The organism is Algoriphagus sp. UBA3586 (assembly GCF_002376385.1).
Taxonomy (GTDB): Bacteria; Bacteroidota; Bacteroidia; order Cytophagales; family Cyclobacteriaceae; genus Algoriphagus; species Algoriphagus ornithinivorans.
Genome location: NZ_DFMT01000041.1, coordinates 40,903 through 64,091 on the forward strand (window position 1 = coordinate 40,903; position 23,189 = coordinate 64,091).

18 protein-coding genes are annotated in these 23,189 nt (G+C 39.6%); 12 read left to right on the plus strand and 6 right to left on the minus strand.

What is annotated here, in order from left to right; genetic code table 11:
* Positions 1–14: 14 nt before the first annotated feature.
* Genes B2906_RS14510 through B2906_RS14520 form a run of 3 tightly spaced genes read left to right on the plus strand, consistent with a single transcriptional unit; the run spans position 15 to position 3,805 of the window.
* A complete protein-coding gene (locus B2906_RS14510; RefSeq protein WP_219956934.1) occupies positions 15–845 on the plus strand; it encodes an NAD(P)-binding domain-containing protein in 831 nt (276 codons plus the stop codon).
* Between the two features lie 12 nt (positions 846–857).
* Positions 858–1,649, plus strand: a complete 792-nt coding sequence (locus B2906_RS14515; RefSeq protein WP_219956935.1) for a sterol desaturase family protein — start codon at positions 858–860, stop codon at positions 1,647–1,649.
* A 44-nt stretch (positions 1,650–1,693) separates the two neighbouring features.
* Positions 1,694–3,805: a PQQ-binding-like beta-propeller repeat protein gene (locus B2906_RS14520; RefSeq protein WP_286940713.1), complete on the plus strand. Its 2,112-nt coding sequence runs from the start codon at positions 1,694–1,696 to the stop codon at positions 3,803–3,805.
* 2 nt (positions 3,806–3,807) lie between these two features.
* On the opposite strand, the gene B2906_RS14525 is transcribed toward B2906_RS14520, so the two are convergent.
* Positions 3,808–4,302, minus strand: coding sequence for an acyl-CoA thioesterase (locus B2906_RS14525; protein WP_144606912.1), 495 nt, complete (start codon positions 4,300–4,302; stop codon positions 3,808–3,810).
* 334 nt (positions 4,303–4,636) lie between these two features.
* Here B2906_RS14525 and B2906_RS14530 point away from each other — a divergent pair, with 334 nt between their 5' ends.
* Positions 4,637–7,666 (plus strand): VPS10 domain-containing protein, encoded by a 3,030-nt coding sequence (locus tag B2906_RS14530; protein ID WP_286940714.1) that lies wholly within the window; start codon positions 4,637–4,639, stop codon positions 7,664–7,666.
* Positions 7,667–8,212: 546 nt separating this feature from the next.
* Here the strand turns inward: B2906_RS14530 and B2906_RS14535 are convergent.
* Positions 8,213–10,144 (minus strand): tetratricopeptide repeat-containing sensor histidine kinase, encoded by a 1,932-nt coding sequence (locus B2906_RS14535; protein WP_286940715.1) that lies wholly within the window; start codon positions 10,142–10,144, stop codon positions 8,213–8,215.
* A 222-nt stretch (positions 10,145–10,366) separates the two neighbouring features.
* Between B2906_RS14535 and B2906_RS14540 the strand changes: the two genes are divergently transcribed.
* Complete coding sequence (locus tag B2906_RS14540; protein WP_286940716.1) at positions 10,367–11,512, plus strand: acyl-CoA dehydrogenase family protein; 1,146 nt, start codon at positions 10,367–10,369, stop codon at positions 11,510–11,512.
* Between the two features lie 47 nt (positions 11,513–11,559).
* On the opposite strand, the gene B2906_RS14545 is transcribed toward B2906_RS14540, so the two are convergent.
* The 3 genes from B2906_RS14545 to B2906_RS14555 form a co-directional block, all read right to left on the minus strand.
* Complete coding sequence (locus tag B2906_RS14545) at positions 11,560–12,696, minus strand: ATP-binding protein (RefSeq protein ID WP_219956942.1); 1,137 nt, start codon at positions 12,694–12,696, stop codon at positions 11,560–11,562.
* A 66-nt stretch (positions 12,697–12,762) separates the two neighbouring features.
* Entirely contained in the window at positions 12,763–13,668 is a 906-nt protein-coding gene (gene xerD, locus B2906_RS14550) for a site-specific tyrosine recombinase XerD (RefSeq protein WP_219956943.1), read from the minus strand.
* Positions 13,669–14,014: 346 nt separating this feature from the next.
* Positions 14,015–14,497, minus strand: a complete 483-nt coding sequence (locus B2906_RS14555; protein WP_219956944.1) for a peptide deformylase — start codon at positions 14,495–14,497, stop codon at positions 14,015–14,017.
* A gap of 492 nt (positions 14,498–14,989) precedes the next feature.
* On the opposite strand from B2906_RS14555, the gene B2906_RS14560 reads away from it, so the two are divergent.
* The 7 genes from B2906_RS14560 (at position 14,990) to B2906_RS14590 (ending at position 22,750) form a co-directional block, all read left to right on the plus strand.
* Positions 14,990–16,183 carry a 6-bladed beta-propeller gene (locus B2906_RS14560; protein WP_219956945.1) on the plus strand — a complete coding sequence of 398 codons (1,194 nt, stop codon included), beginning with the start codon at positions 14,990–14,992 and terminating at the stop codon, positions 16,181–16,183.
* Positions 16,184–16,217: 34 nt separating this feature from the next.
* Complete coding sequence (locus tag B2906_RS14565; protein ID WP_219956946.1) at positions 16,218–16,466, plus strand: hypothetical protein; 249 nt, start codon at positions 16,218–16,220, stop codon at positions 16,464–16,466.
* A 220-nt stretch (positions 16,467–16,686) separates the two neighbouring features.
* Entirely contained in the window at positions 16,687–16,893 is a 207-nt protein-coding gene (locus B2906_RS14570) for a hypothetical protein (RefSeq protein WP_144606938.1), read from the plus strand.
* A 55-nt stretch (positions 16,894–16,948) separates the two neighbouring features.
* Positions 16,949–18,145: a 6-bladed beta-propeller gene (locus B2906_RS14575; RefSeq protein WP_144606940.1), complete on the plus strand. Its 1,197-nt coding sequence runs from the start codon at positions 16,949–16,951 to the stop codon at positions 18,143–18,145.
* 96 nt (positions 18,146–18,241) lie between these two features.
* Positions 18,242–19,363, plus strand: coding sequence for a DUF4221 family protein (locus B2906_RS14580; RefSeq protein WP_286940717.1), 1,122 nt, complete (start codon positions 18,242–18,244; stop codon positions 19,361–19,363).
* A gap of 94 nt (positions 19,364–19,457) precedes the next feature.
* Positions 19,458–20,492, plus strand: a complete 1,035-nt coding sequence (locus tag B2906_RS14585; protein ID WP_286940718.1) for a Fic family protein — start codon at positions 19,458–19,460, stop codon at positions 20,490–20,492.
* A 329-nt stretch (positions 20,493–20,821) separates the two neighbouring features.
* The gene (locus B2906_RS14590) at positions 20,822–22,750 is read left to right on the plus strand and encodes an ABC-F family ATP-binding cassette domain-containing protein (protein WP_286940719.1); all 1,929 of its coding nucleotides are present in this window, start codon (positions 20,822–20,824) and stop codon (positions 22,748–22,750) included.
* A 209-nt stretch (positions 22,751–22,959) separates the two neighbouring features.
* On the opposite strand, the gene B2906_RS14595 is transcribed toward B2906_RS14590, so the two are convergent.
* Positions 22,960–23,136 carry a GxxExxY protein gene (locus tag B2906_RS14595; protein ID WP_219959473.1) on the minus strand — a complete coding sequence of 59 codons (177 nt, stop codon included), beginning with the start codon at positions 23,134–23,136 and terminating at the stop codon, positions 22,960–22,962.
* Positions 23,137–23,189 lie beyond the last annotated feature (53 nt).

Sequence of the window (23,189 nt, forward strand, 5' to 3'; positions counted from 1 at the left end):
TTTAATATCAGTTCATGAATAAAATTTCAATTATAGGACTCGGATGGCTGGGACTTCCTTTGGCAAAAAACCTTCAGGAAAAAGGATATGAAGTAATCGGTAGTACTACCACCGGAGAAAAAGTGAAAAAACTTGAGGCAGAGGGAATCACATCAGTTCAGTTTTCTTTGGAACCTTATCCCAAAGGCCTGGGCTTTCAGAAACTTTTTGAGGCCGAAATTCTAGTTATTACCATACCTCCACGCTCACGAACTCAATCCGGGGAACGGTATCTAGAAGAACTCAAATTTTTAAAAAGCATGCTACAAAATACTTCTGTCAAAAAACTTGTATTTGTGAGCAGCACAGGAATATATCCAGAGAAAAATCAGGCCGAAAAATATACCGAAGAATTTGAAATGGATCTCTCCATCACAGGAAATAAAACTTTGTGGAAGGCAGAGCAGCTGATGAATCAGGATAAAAGCTACGAATTGACCATTGTCCGTTTTGGTGGCTTGATGGGCGAAGAGCGAGTTCCAGGTAAATATTTTGCCGGAAAAGAAAATGTAGAAGGACATAGCAGAGTAAACTATATCCATCAAGATGATGCCGTTGGAATTATTACTTGGATCATTGAAAAAAATCTATGGAATGAAACCTTCAATGGGGTTGCACCAATTCACCCCTTGAAAAAGGAAGTCATTGAAAAGAGTGCTCTAGACACCGGTTTAGCTCCTCCCAAAAGTTTTCAAAGCTCCGCAGAAGGAGAGAACCGATTAATTTCATCCGAAAAAATAATTCAAACGGGGTATTCTTTTACCTATGCTAACCCCTTAGACTTCAGCTATAATCTCAAAAAGTAAGTATCTTTCTTTATGGATTGGGCAGAATTTGGACAGCGTTGGATACGGGTAGCTGAACTGACTACTTCCCGCTACTTTATCATAGCAGGAGGATCCTTTTTGATTTTTTATTTTTTGCTCAAAAACACCCTTTTCTCAAGAAGGATGCAATCGAAATTTCCTCATAGGAAAGATTATTTCAGAGACATTAGTTTCTCACTCGTAACCATATTGATCTTCGCCACAATGGCAGCTTTGGTCTTTGTGGTTCTCAGGCCTTATACTAATTTTTTTCAACCCTATGATTTGTATGGAAAGGCTTATTACTTTCTGACATTTCCTCTCATGCTATTGGTTCATGATGCATATTTTTACGCTATCCATAGACTGATGCATCACCCCAAATTGTTTCGATTAGTTCATCGTGTTCATCATTTCTCTACGAATCCATCACCTTGGACTTCCTATGCTTTTCATCCTTTGGAGGCTTTTCTAGAAGCAGGTATTATTCCTCTGATTGCATTTACACTTCCCGTACACCCTTCCGCCTTAGGTTTATTTCTTTTGTTTCAGTTTTGCTACAATGTTTATGGCCATTTGGGTTTTGAGCTTTTTCCTAAAAATTTCCAAAAATCCCTGATTGGGAAATGGATCAATACAGGCACTGCTCACAATCAACATCATGAACATTTCCATGGGAATTATGGCCTTTATACCCTGATTTGGGATAGACTTTTTGGAACGTTGAGAAAAGATTATGAGCAAAAATATGAGCAAGTCACCGGGTCACATCGATTGAAAGCCCAGCCTCAGAAAAGGGTTTGAATCATTCGAGAAAACCCCGATATTCTAGCTTGTTATTTACTCTTATGAGACACAAACTAGCTGCAATCTTTCTACTTACTTGGTGCTTTTCTTGCCAAACTGCTGAGGAACAAACCGACTATACAAACTGGGCCCATTACGGAGGCCCTGCTGATGCTTCCCGCTATTCTTCTTTAGCCCAGATAACTAAGGAAAATGTCTCCCAACTTGAGGTGGCCTGGGTTTATCATACTGAGGATGCAGGTGAAAGATCCCAGATCCAGTGTCAGCCCATTGTCATCAATGGGATTTTATACGGAACCACTCCCAAATTAAATGTCTTCGCCTTGGATGCAGCTACAGGCCAAGAGATCTGGAGATTCGATCCATTCACAGTTTTGGGAGGAGAAAACTCCTGGGCAGGCACCAACCGTGGTGTATCCTATTGGGAAAAAGGAAACGATAAAAGAATTCTTTTTGGCGCAGGAAATTGGTTGATGGCGGTGGATGCCTTGACTGGCACACCTAAGCTAGACTTTGGAGATGGAGGCAAAGTTGACCTCAGAAAAGGACTAGACACAGAGCGGGAGGATTTTTTGATCGTGGCCAATGCTCCGGGGGTAATTTATGGGGATTTGATCATTTTAGGAATGCGCCTTTCAGAAGGACTTGATGCTGCACCGGGTCATATCAGGGCATACAACGTTCAGACAGGTAAGCAAGAATGGATTTTTCACACCATCCCACATCAGGGTGAATATGGATATGAAACCTGGGATCCTGATTACATCTCCCAAATTGGGGGCGCAAATAATTGGGCAGGGATGACGGTGGATTACCATCGGGGAATTGTATTTGTACCAACAGGTTCTGCCACTTATGATTTTTGGGGTGGATTTAGAAAAGGAGACAACCTATTCTCCAACTCCCTAATCGCCCTCGATGCATCTACGGGAAAAAGACTCTGGCACTTTCAGGGAGTTCATCATGACATTTGGGATAGAGATTTCCCCGCCAATCCCAACCTAATTCGCATCCAAAAAGATGGAAAATGGATTGATGCAGTAGCTCAAATTTCCAAGCAGGGCTATACCTACGTTTTTGAAAGAGATAATGGGAAGCCTGTTTGGCCAATTTCAGAGCTGCCCGTCACCCAATCTATTCTCCCTGGTGACTTCTCCTCTCCGACTCAGCCCATTCCGCAATTACCCAAACCATTTATGAAAATGGTTTTTGAAGAGCAGGATATATTAAGTCTCCGCCCGGAATGGGAGCAAGATATTCGAGCACAATTAAGCAATACATTGTATGGTGACACTTGGCTACCACCTCACCCTGAAAAACCAATTGTGCTCTTTCCCGGAATGGATGGAGGAGCTGAATGGGGAGGTGCGGCTTTCGACCCAGAGACACAAATTCTTTATGTCAATGCGAATCAAATTCCTTGGATTATTGAGATGACTCCCAACTCCGGTTTCGAAAACGTCGGTAAAAACCTTTATACCACTTATTGCGGGAATTGCCATGGACTGGACTTAAAGGGAAACCTTCCAAGCAGTCCTGGATTGGTAGATCTGAAAAACAAATATAGTGCGGACTCTTTGTCAAAACTTCTGGAGAAAGGCCGGGGAGCAATGCCTGCATTTCAACATATTTCTTCCGAAAACAGAAAAATACTGGTAGACTTCCTTTTAGGTCAAGAAACCCAAAGTGATAAAAAAGAGCTAGAGTCTCAAAAAGCCAACTTAGAACCTCAGTATTATATGAAAGGCTATAAAAAGTTGCTTACAAAGGAAGGACTTTATGGTTCTAATCCTCCTTGGGGATTACTTACAGCAATTGACATGAATAGTGGGCAGCACAAATGGCAGGTCACTTTGGGAGAAATCGACTCATTGAGCGCTCTGGGATTTGCTCCTACCGGCACCGAAAATTATGGTGGCCCAGTAGTGACTGCCGGAGGACTGCTTTTTATTGCAGCGACTAAAGATGAGAAAATCAGGGCTTTTGATAAGGAAAATGGCCAAATCCTTTGGGAGGCAAAACTTCCTGCATCAGGTCATGCAACTCCAGCTATTTATGAAAAAAACGGAAAGCAATTTCTAGTCATAGCCTGTGGAGGAGGAAAAGGGACTAAGAGTGGCGATGCCTATGTGGCTTTCGCTTTACCTGACTGAGCCTATTCGTTGAAAAAAGGCTTCATCTCATTGTGAATGTTTTCACGAAGTTCTTTGAGTCGCAATGCATACTCAGCCAATTTAACTTCTTGCTCGGACTGAGGAATCCAAGACTTCACCGGCTTGGGATTTCCGTTTTCATCAACTGCTACAAAAATGATGATGCAGTGCGTTTTCTTTTCAAATACCTTATCAGAAAAATCTCTTGAATACACCTCCACCATGATATGGATGCTGGTTTTCCCGGTATAAATCACCGCAGCATCTACTTTAATCACTTCACCAATATTAATAGGCTTATAAAAACGAATACCACCCACATATACAGTCACACAATAACTTTCAGCCCAGGTTCTCGCACAGGTATAAGCAGCTTGATCGATCCATTTCATCACCACTCCACCATGCACCTTCCCTCCATAGTTGATGTCTGAAGGTTCACTGATAAATTGAAAAGAAGTCTTATGTAAGTTGGGGAGTTCGGCTATATTTTTCATCTGTTTATAATTTATCTTTCAAAGGTCATATGGCATGCCCTACCCCGATTTATCGGGGCATCCCCCTCCCTATCCGCCGCGGCGGACGGGACAAGTTGTGTGAGATTTTTCCTCATGGGCATTTCATATGAAAGAATAGTTTTAGTGAATTTGATTATCGAACGAGATACAAAAATTTAGGTTCAAACTAATCAAGGCCAAGGCTTAAGATACAGGTTTTCTGCAGGAAAGTATAAATTCTGGAAAAAAGGGGTTTCATCCAGACCCGTTCCCATAAAATTCTTGTTATTTCAGCCAATTTCCCTATACCTTGAGAGATTGAAACTTGACAACTATGCTAAAAAAATCAATTCTAAGCATATTCCTTTTTTCACTTTCCATGTGGACAGTGGCTCAGGATATCCAACAAATATTGAATTCTTACCAATTTAGAAATGTAGGCCCTCTTCGGGGAGGAAGAGTCACAGCTGTAGCAGGAGTGGCTTCAAAGCCTTCGGTATTTTACATGGGCGCTACTGGTGGCGGGGTTTGGAGAACAGATGATTATGGAATTAACTGGGAAAACATCTCTGACGGTTATTTCCCTACTCCTTCTATTGGAGCGATTGCGGTCTATCAGGCAAAACCAGAAATCATTTATGTGGGAACTGGCTCGGATGGACTTAGATCCAATGTGATTGTAGGAAAAGGGGTTTATAAATCTACAGATGAAGGAAAAACCTGGTCATTCATTGGGCTCAAAAATGCAGGACAAATCGGAGCAGTGGAGATTCATCCACAAAATCCGGATATTGTTTATGTAGCTGCAATCGGCCAGCCCTTTGGAAAGAATCCCGAACGAGGAGTATTCAAAACGCTAGATGGAGGAAAGAACTGGGAAAAGGTATTTTACCATTCAGACAGTGTGGGCGTATCAGATTTGGAACTTGCTCCAGATGATCCAAACACCATCTATGCTGGAGCTTGGAGAGGGGAAAGAAAACCCTGGACTATCACATCAGGCTCCTCAGAAGGTGGCGTTTACAAATCTACCGACGGAGGAAAAACTTGGAACAAACTAAAAAACGGACTTCCTACTGGATTGACTGGGAAAATTGACTTCGCTGTTTCCCCAGCTGATCCAAATGTGGTTTATGCCAACATTGAAGCTTCAGATAATCAAGGAGGACTGTATCGATCAGAAAATAGAGGCGAGAGCTGGACTTTTGTTTCAGATAATCCAAATCTGACTAACAGACCCTTTTATTACACGAATATTTACGCCAATCCAAAGGATGCCAATACGGTTTACAATAACTCCCTAAGATTTTTGAGCTCTTTTGACGGAGGTAAAACCTGGAAATCTCTTTCAACTCCTCATGGTGACAATCACGATATCTGGATCAATCCTAACGATACTACCATTTGGATTCAGGCCAATGATGGAGGTGCAAATATCACCCAAAATGGTGGCAAGAGTTGGTCAACCCAGTTCAATCAGCCAACCGCAGAACTCTATCAGGTGGAAGTGGATGATCAGTACCCTTATTGGTTATATGCGGGACAACAGGATAATTACAGCACGATCGCTGTTCCAAGCAGACCACCATTAAGTGTTCAAGCAGGAAGTAATTCTTACATCATCAATACAGGTGGGTGTGAAACTGGTCCAGCCGTACCCAAGCCTGGAAATCACAACATTGTTTATTCTAATTGTAAGGGGAGGTTTGGCGTATTTGATAAGAGAACTGGCCAGGAGTTACAATACTATGTAGGGGCAAGCAATATTTATGGCCACAACCCGAAAGATCTTAAGTTTCGCTTTCAGCGAGTGGCTCCTATACATGTCTCTCCTCATAATCCAGATGTAGTTTATCACACTTCTCAATATGTACACAAGACTACTGATGACGGCAAAACTTGGGAAATCATTTCTCCTGACTTGACCGCATTTGAATCCGACAAGCAGGTGGTACCGGGCTCTCCTATCACCCGTGATGTCACAGGTGAAGAATATTACAGCACCATCTATGCGATTCGTGAGTCACCAATCCAGGAAGGCCTGATTTGGGTGGGAGCCAATGACGGACCTGTACATGTCACAAGAGATGGAGGAAAAACTTGGAAAAATGTCACTCCAAATATGCCTCCAGGTGGCAGAGTGGATGCAGTAGAGCCATCTCCACATAACCCAGCCAAAGCTTATGTAGCAGTGCTGAGATATCAGCTGGACGACTATGCTCCATACATTTACAAAACAGAGGATTATGGACAAACCTGGACTTTAATTTCTGATGGAAAAAATGGTATTCCAGCAGATTACCCTACACGGGTAGTTCGGGAAGATCCGGATAAAAAAGGAGTCTTGTACGCCGGAACTGAATTTGGGCTATTTATCTCATTTGATGATGGAAAAAAATGGCATGCCTTCGAAAGCAATTTGCCTGTCACGCCTATAACTGACATAAAGGTTCATCAAGGTGATTTGGTGATGTCGACTATGGGTAGAGGTTTCTGGATATTGGATAATTTGATCAGCCTTCGAAACGTACCGGAAATCGGCAGTAGGAAAGTTGTATTATTTGAAACTCGTCCTGCTGTCAGAAATCAACTTTCAGGTAGAAGGGAAACCAATGGTCCAGAGTACCCAAGCTCGGGTGCCGAATTGGATTTTTTCCTAGCTGACAAAATCCAGGGTCTGAGATTGGAAATTTTGGATAAAAACAAAAAACTGGTTCGCGCTTTTGAGCCCAATATGAAAAAAGATTCTGTCAATACAGAAAGAAATATGAGTACCGAATTCTCCAATCCTCCAGCTTCACCTACCCTACCCAATCAAGCGGGTATGAATCACTTCAAGTGGAATATGAGGCATTCTGGCGGCTGGGATAAAGATCCTAACAGAGCTTATACCGGCAATGGGCCTTTGGTGGCTACAGGAACTTACATAGCGAGATTAAAAGCGGGAGACGAGGTTATTGAGCAAGAATTTGAGGTAATACTGGACCCTAGAACCACCCTAGTTTCTGAAGAGGATGTGGCAGAACAGGAACAACTCACTTTGGAAATTCAGGCTTTCAGAGATGAAATTGCCAAATTGATTTATGCCATGGACCAGAAAAAAAAGCAGCTGGAAACTCAAATCTCTCAAGAAAAAGGCAATCGGCAGATCGAGATTCAAAAATCAAAGCTTCAGGAACTTTACAATCAAGTTGTCACTGAAGATGGCACCTACATGCAGCCAATGCTGAGAGATCAAGCCTCTTATCTTTATTCCATGCTGGGAAGCGCTGACCAGAAACCCGGAAAGGATGCTTATGATAGGTTAGAGGAATTGAAAAAACAGTTCCAACTAGTAAAGAGTCAATTTGAATCCCTCAAGTAAAATTTAAAACAGGCTGTCTCAAAAGTGAAGTTTGTCACATTGAGAGTCCCGCCTATTGAACGGGATCGAAATGTGCGCCAGATTGATAAAACCGGCCTTTGAATCTACTCAATCTGATATTCAAGCTATTTTTGAGACAGCCTCATTTTTTCAATAAGATTACAATCCCCTATTTTTTCCCTCACTTTTCTTTAAAGCTTCCAGCTGGAGGCGGATGAGGGTCAACTTTTCCAAAGTTTTTTGTCTTAGTTCTTTCAAAGCGATATTTCCAAGGCCTAATTCCAAGGAACGCTCAATTTCTTTGTATACTAGATATTCTAAATCTTTGAGTCGTTTTTCCTGTAATTTTTCTTGCTGAAGATATTCGCGGAATAATAAATAATGAAGGAGAATCAAGCCTAAAAAAACACCCAGAAAAAGAATATATAAAGGATCAAGCGGCTTGGATAAAAACATTTTGCGAAACGATAAAAGGTTTTGGATTGGCTAAAAGTACTAGTATCGTTTTAGGTCTGAAATACGACAAATCGCCTATTTAAAGTGTACTCATGAAACTTCGGTCAGCTTTATTTTTGTACCTGACCCGAGAGTAGAATTGATCTTTAGAACTGCTCCCAATTCCTCTGCTCTTTTTCGGAGATTATATAAACCATTCCCAGCTATGACTTTTTCAAGATCAAAACCCTTCCCATTATCTGAGACTTGAAGAGAAATTCCCTCCTTATTCTTTTCCAACAGTATTTTCACCTCACTGGCTTCGGAGTGTTTGATTGAATTTTGGATGGACTCCTGAATGATTCTGAGAATTTGAATGCTTTGAGAAGAAGGCATGGTCTTTTCCAATGGGAAACTCTGGCCAATGTCGAACTCCATGCTTATTCCTGAAGACTCCTCAGCTTTTTGAGTATAAGCATGAACCCGATTACACAACTCCTGCCAGCTTATTTCACCCGAGTTCATCGCCCAAATCGTGTCTCTTAATTCAGTTATGGTTTGACGGGTAAAATTTGAAATCTGATCGAATCTATGGGTTAATTGTTCCTGAATTGGTTGGTAAAATTTCAGATTCTCTATTGCCGAAATGATAAAAGTCAATTGTGCACCTATGTTATCGTGCAGATCTCTGGAAATTAACTCCCTTTGTTCTTGCAATTTATTTTGGGTTTCAATTTTGGCCAAAGCGGCTTGTAATTTGGACTCTTGCTGTAATTGCTGATTTTTTAAACGCTGTTGCTTATATAACAAATATCCCACTACCACCAAGACCAATGCTAGGGCAAGCGAGCCAAAAAGGAGTAAATTCTTTTTATTGATTTCCAATTCCTGCTCTGCAATTTGACTATCCTTGAGGGCGGTCTGATATTTTGTTTCAAGTTCAGCAGTAGTCTCTCTGGATTCTTTTTCGAATTTGTTCCGAAGAGTTTCTTGATACAAATTGGAATAATACCGAGAGCTATCCGGCAATCCTAAAGAAGCATAGAGTGGAACCAGCTCCAAATAAGGAACCAATACGTCCTCATCAGCTCCTTGGGAAACAAATTTATTGGCAGAGGATAGTAACCATTTTTTCGCCTCCGAATATCTCCCTTGCTCCTTTAGTGCCACTCCTAAGCTCATTTCTAGTACCGCCTCTTCGTATTGAGCATTTACTTCTTTCGCAATCTCAATACCTTCCCGGGAGATTTGTTCCAATAATTGCATATCCCCTTTTTCCTGAAGAAAGACCGAGTAGCTTCTATAGGTCATGGCCAAATTCAATAAATCACCCGTCTCTTCACCAATCTTAATAGCGTTTTGAAAGTAAGGTTCTGCTTCATCGAACTTTTTCAAGTATTTATAAACCGTGCCCAGATTAATGTAGCTCCCGATCAAGCCCCTTTTATCGCCTAATTCTTCGCGAATGGCCGCGGCCTCAAGGTATGCTTTGAGCGCTTTTTCATAATCCGGCAGGCCTTGATAAATGACTCCCAAATTATTTTTGATGGTGGCTACATGAAGTGGAGAATTGAATTTCTCAAAAATGGGAAGTGCTTTCAAAAAATTGAGGATTGCTGAATCAGACTCGTATTTTCGTTGATAAATAAATCCGAGGGCATTATAAACTTTTGCCAGACCCAGTGAATCACTGATCTCTTGACGAATAGCCAATGCCTTTTGGTACCAGTCCCTAGCTGAGTTCAAGTCTCCTTTTTGAAGTAGCCCACTCCCCAAATCCGTGTAGGCTTGAGCGATAACCGCGGGATTACCACTGCTTTCGGCAAGTTCAACCGAGCGTTTTCCATAGAAAATAGATGAGTCTAGATTGACAGCAGCATACTGCCAAGCCAATTCACCGTAAGCATTTGCCAATTCCTCCTTATCAGAAATGGATTTTGTTTTCAATTTGAGACTGTCAATTATCTGTCTGGGATTCTGAGCCCATACAGAACTGACCAGAGAAGAGAATAAAAAACCAATCAAAAAAGCATATTTACCCATAATCGCGCCTTTTAAAATTTATTATCCTAGCCTTTTGAAAAATTTACTGGATGCAATGTCTAAAATCTAAAAAAAATATTTGGAATAGCTGAACAGAAATCACAAAAAAAGGAGGAAAAAACATGCAAACCCCTTATCTTCTACTGATTTACGTGATTTGCTAGAACCAAACTAATTCTGAATCTTAGGGTTAGAATTACAGAGATAAACCCAAAATTTTCCATGTTAAATTTCACAATGAATGAAAATCAGCGCATGATCGCTGATATGATCCGTGATTTCGGAGCAAAAGAAATCACACCCTTCCGTAAAGAGTGGGATGACAATCAACATTTCCCTTTAGAACTTTTTAAAAAACTGGGGGAATTGGGATTAATGGGCGTATTAGTTCCTACTGAATACGGCGGATCCGGATTTACTTATTTTGAATATGTAACAGCCATTGCAGAGCTTTCTAAATTAGATCCCTCTGTCGGATTATCCATGGCAGCTCACAACTCCCTTTGCACAGGACATATCATGCAGTTTGGGAATGAAGAACAGAAAAAGAAATACCTCCCAAAATTGGCTACCTGCGAGTGGTTAGGCGCTTGGGGTTTAACTGAGCCCAATACCGGTTCAGATGCCGGAAACATGCGTACTGTCGCCAAAAAAGAAGGGGAATATTACATCATCAATGGAGCGAAAAACTTCATTACCCATGGTGTTTCGGGAGATGTGGCCGTTGTCATTGCCAGAACAGGTGAAGTTGGAGATTCACATGGAATGACTGCTTTTGTGGTAGAAAAAGGCACTCCAGGATTCCGTGGAGGTAGAAAAGAGGATAAGCTCGGGATGAGAGCTTCCGAAACTGCCGAAATGATTTTTGAAGATTGTAAAGTTCACGAAAGTCAGGTTTTAGGTGAAGTGGGTGATGGTTTTATCCAATCCATGAAGATTCTAGATGGTGGTAGAATTTCCATCGCAGCTTTATCCTTAGGCATAGCTCAGGGAGCGCTTGAGGCTTCTATCCAATACTCCCAAGAAAGACAGCAATTCAATCAACCAATCAGTAGATTCCAGGGCATATCATTCAAATTGGCTGATATGGCTACGCAGGTAGAAGCCGCCAGCTTATTGACTTTCAAAGCTGCTGATTTAAAAAACAGGGGTGAAAAAGTGACATTAGCCGGAGCTCAGGCTAAATATTATGCTTCTGAGGTGGCCGTATCCGTATCCAATGAGGCGGTTCAGATTTTCGGAGGCTATGGATTTACCAAGGATTATCCGGTAGAAAAATATTACCGAGACTCCAAGCTTTGCACCATCGGTGAAGGAACATCAGAAATCCAGAAATTGGTGATTTCGAGAGAGGTGTTGAAGAAGTAAATTGACTTTCTAGCCTTCCCAAAGTTTGAAACTTTGGGAAGGTTTTTTTAATACCGATATTCTGTAAGCCAATCCATAAAGTTTTCTCGGTGAATCACTTGGACCGGTGCGGTTTTATAATTCTCTATAAAAGCTTTAGGGGTTCGCACTTTGGCCTTCGGGTTCCACTTGAATTCAAATGGATATAATTGACCGTCAATCTCTTCTATGTAGTCTATTTCTCCTCCTCGAGCTAATCTCCAAAAATAGTTCTTCCCATAAAAGCCATTATAGCTGAGCAGCTTCACCCTCTCACTGATTAGGAAGTTTTCCCAAATAGGGCCTATATCCTGACGATTCCCTAAGGCTGAAAAATTCCCAATCACAGAATTTCGAATTCCATTATCAATAAAATAGACTTTCCGACTACTACTAATTTCAGATCTTAAGTTTCTGGAAAATGGCTGTAGCCGAAAGACGATGAAAGCCTTTTCCAATAAGTCAAGATAATTTGAAACTGTATTTTTATCTGCCTGTACGGTCCTCCCTAGCTCATTCATACTTACTTCAGAGCCCATTTGCCATGCTAGGGCCTGAAGAATTTTATGGAGTAATTCCGGCTTTCGAATCCCATGAAAATTTAATAAGTCTTTATAGAGAAAGCTTGAAGCTAAATTCTTTAAAATTTCTACTTCATTTCCAGAATTCGTGACTACCTCAGGATAGGCCCCAAAAACAAGGTGCTTTTCCAGGGCCGAAATCATATGAGGAAATCCAAAAGCTTGGATAAGCTCCGCCCAACTGAAAGGGAAAAGCTGAAACTCCCACTTTCGACCAGTCAAAGGTTCATGGATTTGATTAGCTAATTCAAGAGACGAAGAGCCTGTTACAATTAAGTTCAGGTCTTGAAAATTATCAATAATTAATTTGAGTGTGATTCCAATATCAGGAATCCGCTGAGCCTCATCGATCACCACTGTTTTTGAATTTGAAAGGTATGCCTTCAAAAAAGGTAAAGATGGTCTAGATAATGAAGAAATCACAGTAGGTTCGTCCGCATTGAGATATAAAAAATCTCCTTGCGTATCGGCTAACTTTTTGACCAAAGTTGTTTTTCCCACCTGCCTTGGACCCAACAGAATTGTCGCTTTACCCGAGCCAAATTTGGAGAAGAGTTTTTCAAAAATTTTTCGATCGACATGCATATTTAGTGAATATATTCACCAAATATACGTATAATAAGTGATTACGATCACCAATTATGCATTTTCCTACTTTCTCGGATGAAAATCCGTCAGTACCTGTCTTAGGTAATCTCTGTCTAAGTGGGTGTAAATTTCGGTGGTGGTGATACTTTCATGGCCCAACATTTCCTGCACTGCACGTAGGTCAGCGCCTCCCTCGATTAGATGTGTAGCGAAGGAATGCCGAAAAGTATGAGGGCTAACATTTTTTTGGATGCCCACACGTTCCACCGCTTCCTTGATGATCATAAAAACCATCACTCTACTTAGCTTTTTACCACGACGATTAAGAAATATATATTCTTCGTGACCTCTAGCTATTTCCTGATGATTCCGAACTTCTTCCTGATAAATACGGATATACTTTAAAGCTGCCTTTCCCACGGGAACCAATCGTTCCTTATTCCCTTTTCCCACTACCCGCAGGAAACCAATATCTTCAAAAACTTGACTTTTCTTCAGGCCAATTAACTCCGAAACACGCAGACCGCTGCTATACAGCAGCTCCAACATCGCTCGGTTTCTATGACCTTGTGGCTCTCCCATCGGAATACCTTCCAAGATTTCACTGATCTCTTCAAAACTCAAAGTATCAGGCAATTTTCTACCCAATCGCGGAGCTTCTAATAATTGAGCAGGATCTTCCTGAATCAGACCTTCATACATCAAAAACTTATAAAAAGCTTTGATTCCTGAAATGACTCTTGCCAGGGTAAAGTCGGATATTTCCAGTTTTCCCAAGGTGCCCACAAACTCTCGGAGCTGAACTTTAGACGCAGCTTGAGGCCCAACTCCCGGATAGTAAGACTCCATAAAATCTCCCAGCTTTTTGGCATCCCTACAATACGCTTCGATCGAGTTCTCACTGAGGGAACGCTCGATTTTGAGGTAATGATGAAACTGCTTGATGGAATTATCCCAGGATTTGGACATAATTGAAATTTTCTAATTGTCCGCAATCATGCCAGTTAACATATTTTCTTTGCTTGACCGATTGGAAGACCGATGACCGAAGACCGAAGCTTCCGGATTCTGATCCATTGAGCTAATAATTAGCCGTATTTTCCCTCTATGGGCAGAAAAGCGGAATATATTATGAGTTTTGTGAATTAGGTCAAAAATGAGGCCATATAAGAAATTAAGATAGCTACGCAGATAAAATGAAGATAGGGTAGCAAAGGCTACTCAGATAAATCTGAAGAGTTAAACCTTCCCATATCTTGCAAAGCATATCTTGGCGACCAAAGGGAGCCCTATCTGCAAGGCTATCTTTCAGATTTTACCTCCACTTAAAACTTTTCTCATCAATCGCCCGCATCGTGCAAAGTACTCCGTCGAGATGATCGTATTCATGCTGAATCAATTCTGAAATAGCACCGCCCACAGTCCAGGATTGAGCTTCCCAGTTTTCATCCAAATATTCCAGGGTCAAGCTTTGATGCCGCTCTACTTTCACAAATAGATTAGGGAAAGACATGCAATCATCCCAGAGTTCGAATTTCTCATCACTCAAATTTTTAAGAACTGGATTGATAACCACATAAGACCGGTCGAGATTGAGGTAAAACAGTCGCTTCATGATCCCCAATTGGGGAGCCGCTATTCCTCTTCCAAAGCCATATACCCGGCGGATATCCTCCATCGCGTCATGAAGCTGCTCAGTCCATTCAGCAACTTGTGGTAGTTCCGAGCGGAGTACCGGTTCACATGTCTGATACAATCGGGGATCGCCCAGTTTGAGAATGTCATGGATGGTTTTCATAACAGAAAGATATCGCAGGGAGGTTGAAGAATAATCACAAACTTAAAAATTATCAAGATGTTTTTATCAGACAACCATTTATCCCTGAATTTCTACCGCTAAAATATTTTTAAACTAAATTCATTAAATTAGTTTACCTTAATTTTGAATAATAATAATAATAATAATAATATGTTCGAAGTAGTTAGTCGATTGGCTAGCCGCTCCTTTCGGGGAGGATCTGTTTTTCTAAATTTATTTTATTATGAAAAAGTTAATTCTAGGTGTAACTGCATTGTCATTAAGCTTCTAGGCTTTCCCCATCCAACACTATGTAATGAAAACAGAAGCATGTGAAAATGGAGGAATGTATAGCGCTTGCCGAGAATTTCCAGGTGAATTTTGTCCCATAATGGAACAAACTTTCTGCGGTGAAACCCCTTTAATAGGTAATTAAACTTATCCTTTAGTCCCTCACTAATTTTGGTGGTTTTTTTTCCCTCCTGCTCTGCTATGAATAAGTATACTACAATAGTTCTATTATTAATTTTCGCAATTTCGTGCCAAAACAAATATTCTCACACAAAGCAAATTCCCTTAAAATTAGACACATCTGAAAAGGAAAAATTTTCAGATATATTTTCTGAAATCAACTATCTTCTTTTGGATATGGGTGATTCTGAGATTTTGGCTAGACCCTATCATATACTTTTTGGAGCGGATAGGATAATCGTAGAAGACCGGGACCTTTCCAACATCCACATTTTTGACTTGGCAGGCAAACGGCTTTCCTCTATCAAATCGGACTATTCCGGAGGTCCTGGCACCATCAAGCAAAGTGAATATCTCCAGCTTATGGATGACAAGGTCTTGATTTATGACATTCCTCTTTCCAAAACAGTAGTTTTTGACCTTGAAGGAAATTTCCTTGAAGAAAAAAAAGAACCCTTTTTTTTTGACGCATTTTATCATCTTAAAGAAAATAGGCTTCTATTCAATGGCATAAAAGACCTAAAGCAAGGTAAAGTATTTATTAACCAAAAAAAAAATTCTTCTGATGACACAACTTTGCTCTACCGATTCCCCAATGACTATTATTGGATGAGCGTAGGCACCAAAGATGGTTTTATGGCAGATCCATCCAGTGATAATGTATATTTTAATATCCCCTATAGCTATGAAATCGTGGAATTTGATAGAAAAGGCGACATTTATCAAAGCTTTGAATTTGATCTGGGCTCAAAAGGATTGCCGCATGATAAACGATTCAGATTGGCAGAAAACCGTGAGTTAAATAGGCATTTGGCAGAAAATAGAATGATCAATGATATTCATTCTTTCTTCCCTATGAGAAATCATTTTTTCATGTATTTATATCAACATGACCCAAATGGGAAACCCACTCACCATTTTTTAGTATTTGATAGAGGAATGAATCTACTTTATCAATGCATAGATCCAAAAAATGATCTGGATGGAATGACTCTCGGTGGGGTGCCATGGACCTATCATGATGACAAAGTTTATATTATCGTAAATTCCACTACATTTTATAACCAGTATATCCAAAAATTCTCAGGACAAAACGTAGAAATCAAACCCGGAAATGTTCATGAATTTTTTCAGAAAAATCAAGAAAAACTCAAAGATGATCAGACAGTTTTAGTTTCTCTGGAATTAAAAGAAAATATCAAATCTTCCAATTAAGCTTTTTTTTGCTGACAACCTCTTAGTTTTGAGTATGCGTAATTTAAGAAATTCTTATCTTTTTCCACTAGTGTTCGTTCTGTTGATCGCATTTGCTTGCTCGAAATCACCAAAGTCTAGCGAAATCGTCAAACTTCAAGCGAGCGGAGAATTCCTCCGCATCCCCATAGATAGTCTGACCGCCAATATCAGTACCGGCTTAGTTCGATACAAAGACTTTTTGGTCAATGTCAATTGGAATACCAATACTTTGAAGTTTTATGATTTAGATTCAAAAACCTAAAAAATTCTTATTTACAATTCACATTATACTATTAGTCAACCTATAACTAGCCACCTAAATATTAATCATTCCTTTTATCAAAAAATAAACTAATTTCGCTTTAGATTCAAATCTGATTTCTTGCATAATAATAATAATAATAATAATATGTTCGAAGTAGTTAATCGATTGGCTAACCGTTCCTTTCGGGGAGGATCTGTTTTTCTAAATTTATTTTATCATGAAAAAGTTAATTTTAGGAGTTGGGCTTTTTGTTTTTAGCTTCGGACTCTTGATTTCTAATGGAACAACAGCACAAACCATGTGTGAGGAGAACTGTGAGGAGAAACCGAAATATTATAAGATGGCACAGGTAGGCCCCAATACTTATTGTTGCGTAGAAAGTACGAATCCGATAGACACCTGTTCAGGGATTCCCTGTTCTTAGAAATAAACAGTAAACCATAAAGGAGGATAATTCCCTCCTTTAAATTATTCACTTTATGAAAAAAAGTCTTGCTCTTTTCTTAACACTTTATAGCTCTTTTTTATTGGTTAATTGTTCACCGCCAAATGAAGAAATCACAAATGAATTAGAATCAATAGAAATCCATCTTCAAGATGCCGAATCAGCCAAATTTGATTCCATTTTTACAATAGAGGAGTTGATCTCTCTAAAAAACTCAGAAGGTACTCCAATAACCAAAATCAAAAGAATCCTATCACGAGAAAATAATTATTGGATCCTTACCTCAGAAAGAATCTTGCACTTGGATTCAAATGGTAAAATTTTAAATCAGCTCTCGAGCCAAGGTCAGGGCCCAGGAGAATATCAGTCAATTGATGATATCCGGTGGAATGAAAACTCCAATCTCTTGGAGGTTCTAGATAAAAACAGCGGCAAATTGCTAAGGTTTACTACTGAAGGCGTGTTTCAAAATGAATGGAAAAACCCTTATCTCTATTTAGCAACTTCGTTTATTCCCCAAGGTGATGATTATTATATTTATGGTGGAGTTTTTTTCAATGGAGATGGAGATCGTGCAGTATTAGTCTCGGGAAAGACTGGTGAAAAAATAATAGGATTTAGCCAAATTGGCAAAGAAAGAAATTATCTCAGCGTACTCAATAATGATACATTTTATAATAAAGGAGACGAAATCGAGTTCTTTTATTCCGATAGCGATACGCTTTTTACTTTAGGTGAATCAGGAGCTAGGGCAAAGTATTTTTTTGATTTTGGAAAATTTCAAACCCCTGAGGAATTCTTTGATCGTGACTTTGAAAACATCATGGACTTCAGAAATAAAGCAGCAGAAAATGATTATGCTTCTGTTTTTTCAATCCAACCCACCAACACTCATATATTCCTTTTCGTAATTCAAGGCTCTAAATTATTTACTGCAATATTAAAAAGAAGTACCAATGAAATAAGGGTAACAGAAGGTTGGTCCAGCGACTTTGGAGGTGATTTTTCAAATTTGAGTTCCTATTTAGTCTATACCCCGGTTGGAAGTGATGATCAATTCATATATTTCTCAATTGACCCTTATGCAATTAAATCGGAAATAGATAAACTAAAAGAAAACCCAACCTTTCCCGAATTCTTGAACGAAAACCCCTTAATTAATCACATCCTTAAAAATTTTGATTCCTACGACAATCCTTACTTGCTGAAAGTTCGTATCAACAATTTTTAGGCGATAATTATATTGACATTAAAAAGATCCAAAACCTTAATTATCAATCATTTTCAGCGATAATTTCAGTTTATCTATCATTTCAACTTTTATTTCATGAGAATTTTCCTCATTCTACTTTGCTTCTGCTTGCTTGGCTGCTCCAAAAATCCAAGCGAAACCCCCGTAATAAAACTTCAAGCGAGCGGAGAAATCCTCCGTATCCCCATCGACAGTCTGACAGCCAATATCAGTACCGGATTGGTTCGATACGAAGACTATTTGGTCAATGTCAACTGGAACTCAAATTCTTTGCAGTTTTATGACCTAAGTGCTGAAAAACTCAGCAGGGAGATAACTTTCGATCAGGATGGTCCGAATGGAATTGAATTCATCTTAGGTTTTCATATCCAAAGTCTAGATAGTATTTTTCTCTTTAATCAATCAGGATCTGTCATCACGCTTGCAGACACGACAGGTCAAATAAAAAACAAGATCGAATACACAATCCCTGAAGGGCAAACCAATGCCTTTGTACACAATGCCTATTTTGGAAGTGCTCCCCGATTGAAAGGCAATCAACTTTGGGTGAAAACACACATTCCTATTCAATATTCCAAAATAACAGCTGATTTAATGCAAAAATCAGTGATGGGATACCAAATCAACCTTGAAGATGGAAGTACTAGTTTGCAAGGAATTTCTTATCCTGAAGATTATTTAGCTGGAGGGCTTAAGTTTTATGAACCTAGCTTGGTGTTTCAACCAGATTTTACTGTTTATTCATTATCTGGAGACCATAGAATTTTCAAGAAAAGTAAAAATGGAATTTTGGAAACCTTCGATGGCAAAAGCCAATACTTAGATGAATCTCTCCCCTATTTTCCGATAGATGGGGAGCGCTTTGAAACCCAAAAATACCTCACCGCTTCCTCCCGCTATGAGACACTAGTTTACGATGAATTTCGGAAGGTGTATTATCGATTTGCCTATCCCACTTTGGCCATTGAAAATGAAGAAGAATTACTCGCTTTGCGGGAAAATCCAGGACCTTTTGTGATTCAGGTATTTGATGTAGACCTCAAATTGATTACCGAAAGCTATTTTGAAGGCGGAATTTATTTCCCCAACAATCATTTTATCACCGAAAAAGGCCTATATCTCTCTGCAAACAACCCTGAAAACCCCGAGGCAGAGGAGGATGCATTTCGGTTTGAGTTGATTGAATTAAAAGATTGAAATCATAGGATTCGGCTCATTACCTCTGATTTTTTATAAAATACGGCTCATTTTTGAATAAAAATGAGCCGTATTTTTGTATATTTTGAGCCGAATGAAAAAAAACCTCCGACATCTACTTGATTTCTTTTTAAAAAACGGCGCGGTAAGTCGTCAAGAAATCTCTGATAAATCCGACCTAGTCATCAGCCCAGCTACACTAAAAAGATATCTCTCAGAGTTGCAAAATGATGGATTAATTCAGTCTGAGGGAAAGGGTAAAGCCACTGTTTACAAAACAACACCTCATTTAGAACTGACTTATCCCATAGATCTAAATTCCTATTTTCTATTAGAACAAGATGAGCGAAAAATTCGAAATCAGTTTGATTTGGAAATATTCAGCAAACTTAAGGGATTACCGATATTTTCTCGTGATGAAGAAAGAAAGCTTAAAGGAATCCACGATAAATTTCTTCTGCGAATAAATGACTTTAGACAAGAAGAATATCAAATCGAGATGGAAAGGCTTGCAATTGATTTGAGTTGGAAATCTTCACAAATTGAAGGAAATACCTATTCACTATTAGAGACTGAGTTACTTTTAAAGGAGAAGAAAACAGCTAAGGGAAAAACAAAAGATGAGGCAACTATGCTTCTGAATCACAAAGAGGCAATTGATTTTGTTGTCGCAAATAGTGATTACGCATCTCAACTTTCAGTGAAAATTATAGAAGAACTTCACAGCATTTTAACCAAAGACCTTGGAATAAATAGAAATATAAGGAGAAGGAAAGTTGGTATTACCGGAACAAATTATAATCCATTGGACAATGAATTTCAGATAAGAGAGGCACTTGAAAATACGTGTCAACTTGTCAATCAAACATCTGGAATATATCAAAAATGCTTTTTGACCCTTGTCTTAATTTCTTATATCCAACCATTTTTGGACGGGAATAAGCGGACCGCACGAATTTTGTCAAATGCCATTCTAATTGCATACGGGTATTGCCCACTAAGTTTTAGAACTGTAGATCCATTAGATTATAAAAAAGCAATGTTGGTATTTTACGAAAGAACCAACCTTCATCCCATGAAAGGGCTATTTATAAACCAAGCTGAGTTTGCCGTCAACACCTATTTTTGACACATCTCGTCGCCAGTAATTTTTTCCGGCTCATACTTTCAAATAATTTATCAAAATACGGCTCAATTTGCTTTAAGAATGAGCTGTATTTGTAAACTTTTTGAACTGAATCCCAGTATTTCCAGATTATTTCACCCGACTCAGGAGGGTGTATTTCTATTGTATTTCCACTTTATTTCTCCCTACCTAGGAAAACCTATTTGTATTCAAACTGTATTTCACCCGACGAAGGAGGGTATATTTCCACTATATTTCATCCTGACTTGTCAGGACCTATTTCTATCCTATTTCAACCATATTTCTAAGGTTATTTCCCGTACTTTTGCGGCATGAATTACCTTTCAGTTGAGAATCTCAGTAAGGCTTTCGGCGAACGCAAGCTTTTTTCCAATATATCATTCGGCATATCCCAGGGGCAAAAAATCGCCCTAGTCGGCATCAACGGTGCAGGCAAATCCACCTTAATGAAAATTATCATGGGATTGGAAATCCCAGATACCGGACAAGTGGCGCTCAATAATGCCGTGAAAATTGCCTATGTCCATCAAAACCCTGTTTTCGATTCGAATCTGAGCATTTATCAAACGATTTTTGATCAAAGTAATTCGGAAGTTCTTCGGGTTATTGAGGAATACCACAAAGCCATGTTGGACTCAGAGCGCGGGATAGACAATTCCGATAAAATGGCCAAAATCTTCGAGCAGATGGATGCGCTACAGGCTTGGGATTTTGAATACCAAGTCAAAGAGGTGCTCGGGAAATTAGGCCTCCACGACACGGATTTGCCCGTGGGAAACCTCTCAGGAGGACAGCGTAAGCGGGTTGCACTGGCTAAAGCAATCTTAGAAAAGCCGGATTTACTTTTGCTGGATGAACCCACCAACCATCTGGATCTGGAAACCATAGAATGGTTGGAAGAGTACTTGGCAAAAGCCAATCTTTCCATTTTTATGGTAACTCACGACCGGTATTTTTTGGAAAAAGTCACCAATGAAATCCTCGAACTCGATCAAGGCAAAATCCATAGATACCAGGGCAATTATGGCTACTTTCTGGACAAGAAAGCGGAGCGTATGCAGATCGAAGATATCGAAATTGAAAAAGCGAAAAGTCTATATAAAAAGGAACTGGACTGGATCCGTCGCCAACCCAAAGCAAGGGGAACTAAGGCCAAATATAGAGTAGATGCTTTTGAAGAAACCAAGGAAAAGGCCTTCACCAAAAGGGAAGAGCGGGATATCGAATTGTCAGTATCTACACAGCGACTGGGTAATAAAATCCTCGAAATAGAAAAAATCAGTAAGTCTTATGGAGAGAAAAAACTGATCGAGGACTTCTCCTATATCTTCAAGAAAAAGGACAGAATCGGAATCGTAGGTCCAAACGGAGCAGGAAAAACCACCTTTCTGAAATTAATAACAGGACTCATTGAACCTGACCAGGGAAAAATCACAGCAGGTCAAACCACCCTTTTTGGCTACTACCGACAGGAAGAGGATCGATTTGATGAGGAAAAAAGGCTGATTGATGTCGTGAAAGAGGTGGCTGAAGTCGTTACCCTCAATAAAGGCCAGACAATCACCGTGAGTCAGTTTTTGACCCAGTTTGGTTTTCCACCCAAGCAGCAGTTTACTCCAATTGGTAAAATGAGTGGTGGGGAAAGAAGAAGGCTTCAGCTTTTATTGGTCTTGATCAAGAACCCGAATTTTTTGATTTTGGATGAGCCAACCAATGATTTGGATCTGATGACCTTGAATATTTTGGAGGAGTTTCTGGATACTTTTCCCGGCTGTCTGATCATCGTATCACACGATCGTTACTTTATGGATCGCTTGGTAGAGCATCTTTTTGTGTTTGAGGGAGAGGGAGTAATTCGGGACTTTCCTGGGAATTATACAGATTTTAGGGAGTGGGAAAAGGAAGAGAGTACAAAGTCTCAAGTACCAAGTATCAAGACGACAGAAGCTAGAAGCGAGAGACTAGAAACGAGAAAAGACACTAAAGTTGAGGAGACTGAGAAGTCTGTGTCAAAAATCAAGGCAAGCTACAAACAGAAGCAGGAGTTCAAAAAGACGAATGAGCAGATTGCAAAGCTAGAGGGCGAGAAGGAAAAAATCACTGCGCAAATCGCAGCCGGCATCGAAGATCATGAAGATCTTTTAAAGCTCTCCAATCGGATTGCTGAAATCGACTCCGAACTGGAAGAATTGGAAATGACTTGGTTGGAATTGAGTGAATTGGAGGGGATAGAGGATTAATTTATTATGCTCTCGCAAAGGCGCGACGGCGCAAAGATGGAAGACCTTTGAGTCTTCCATTAAATATGAAACCTAATATTCTACAAAGCCAAAATTAGAGTTAACAGATACTCTAAATCTTCAATTTAACTTGGTTTTGGTAGTTCTAGCGGGGAAAAAGGTAATAAACCTTTACGTTTCCCGACTTTGCGAGAAATCAATAAAGAAGACTAAAGGTTATTTAGGATTCGGGAAATTCCGTCTTGAATTAAAGCTTCATTGAATTTGACTAATAATCCTAGTTTCATTCCGGTCAACCTCAAATAAGTCAAAACTTGCTTTTTGTATACAGGTTCTATTTTCGAAACAAGCTTAATTTTAATAAGAACAGATATAATTCTTAAGATATAGGTTTAGTGAGACAGGCTGACATCTCATACCAATGATGGTACAATTTTCC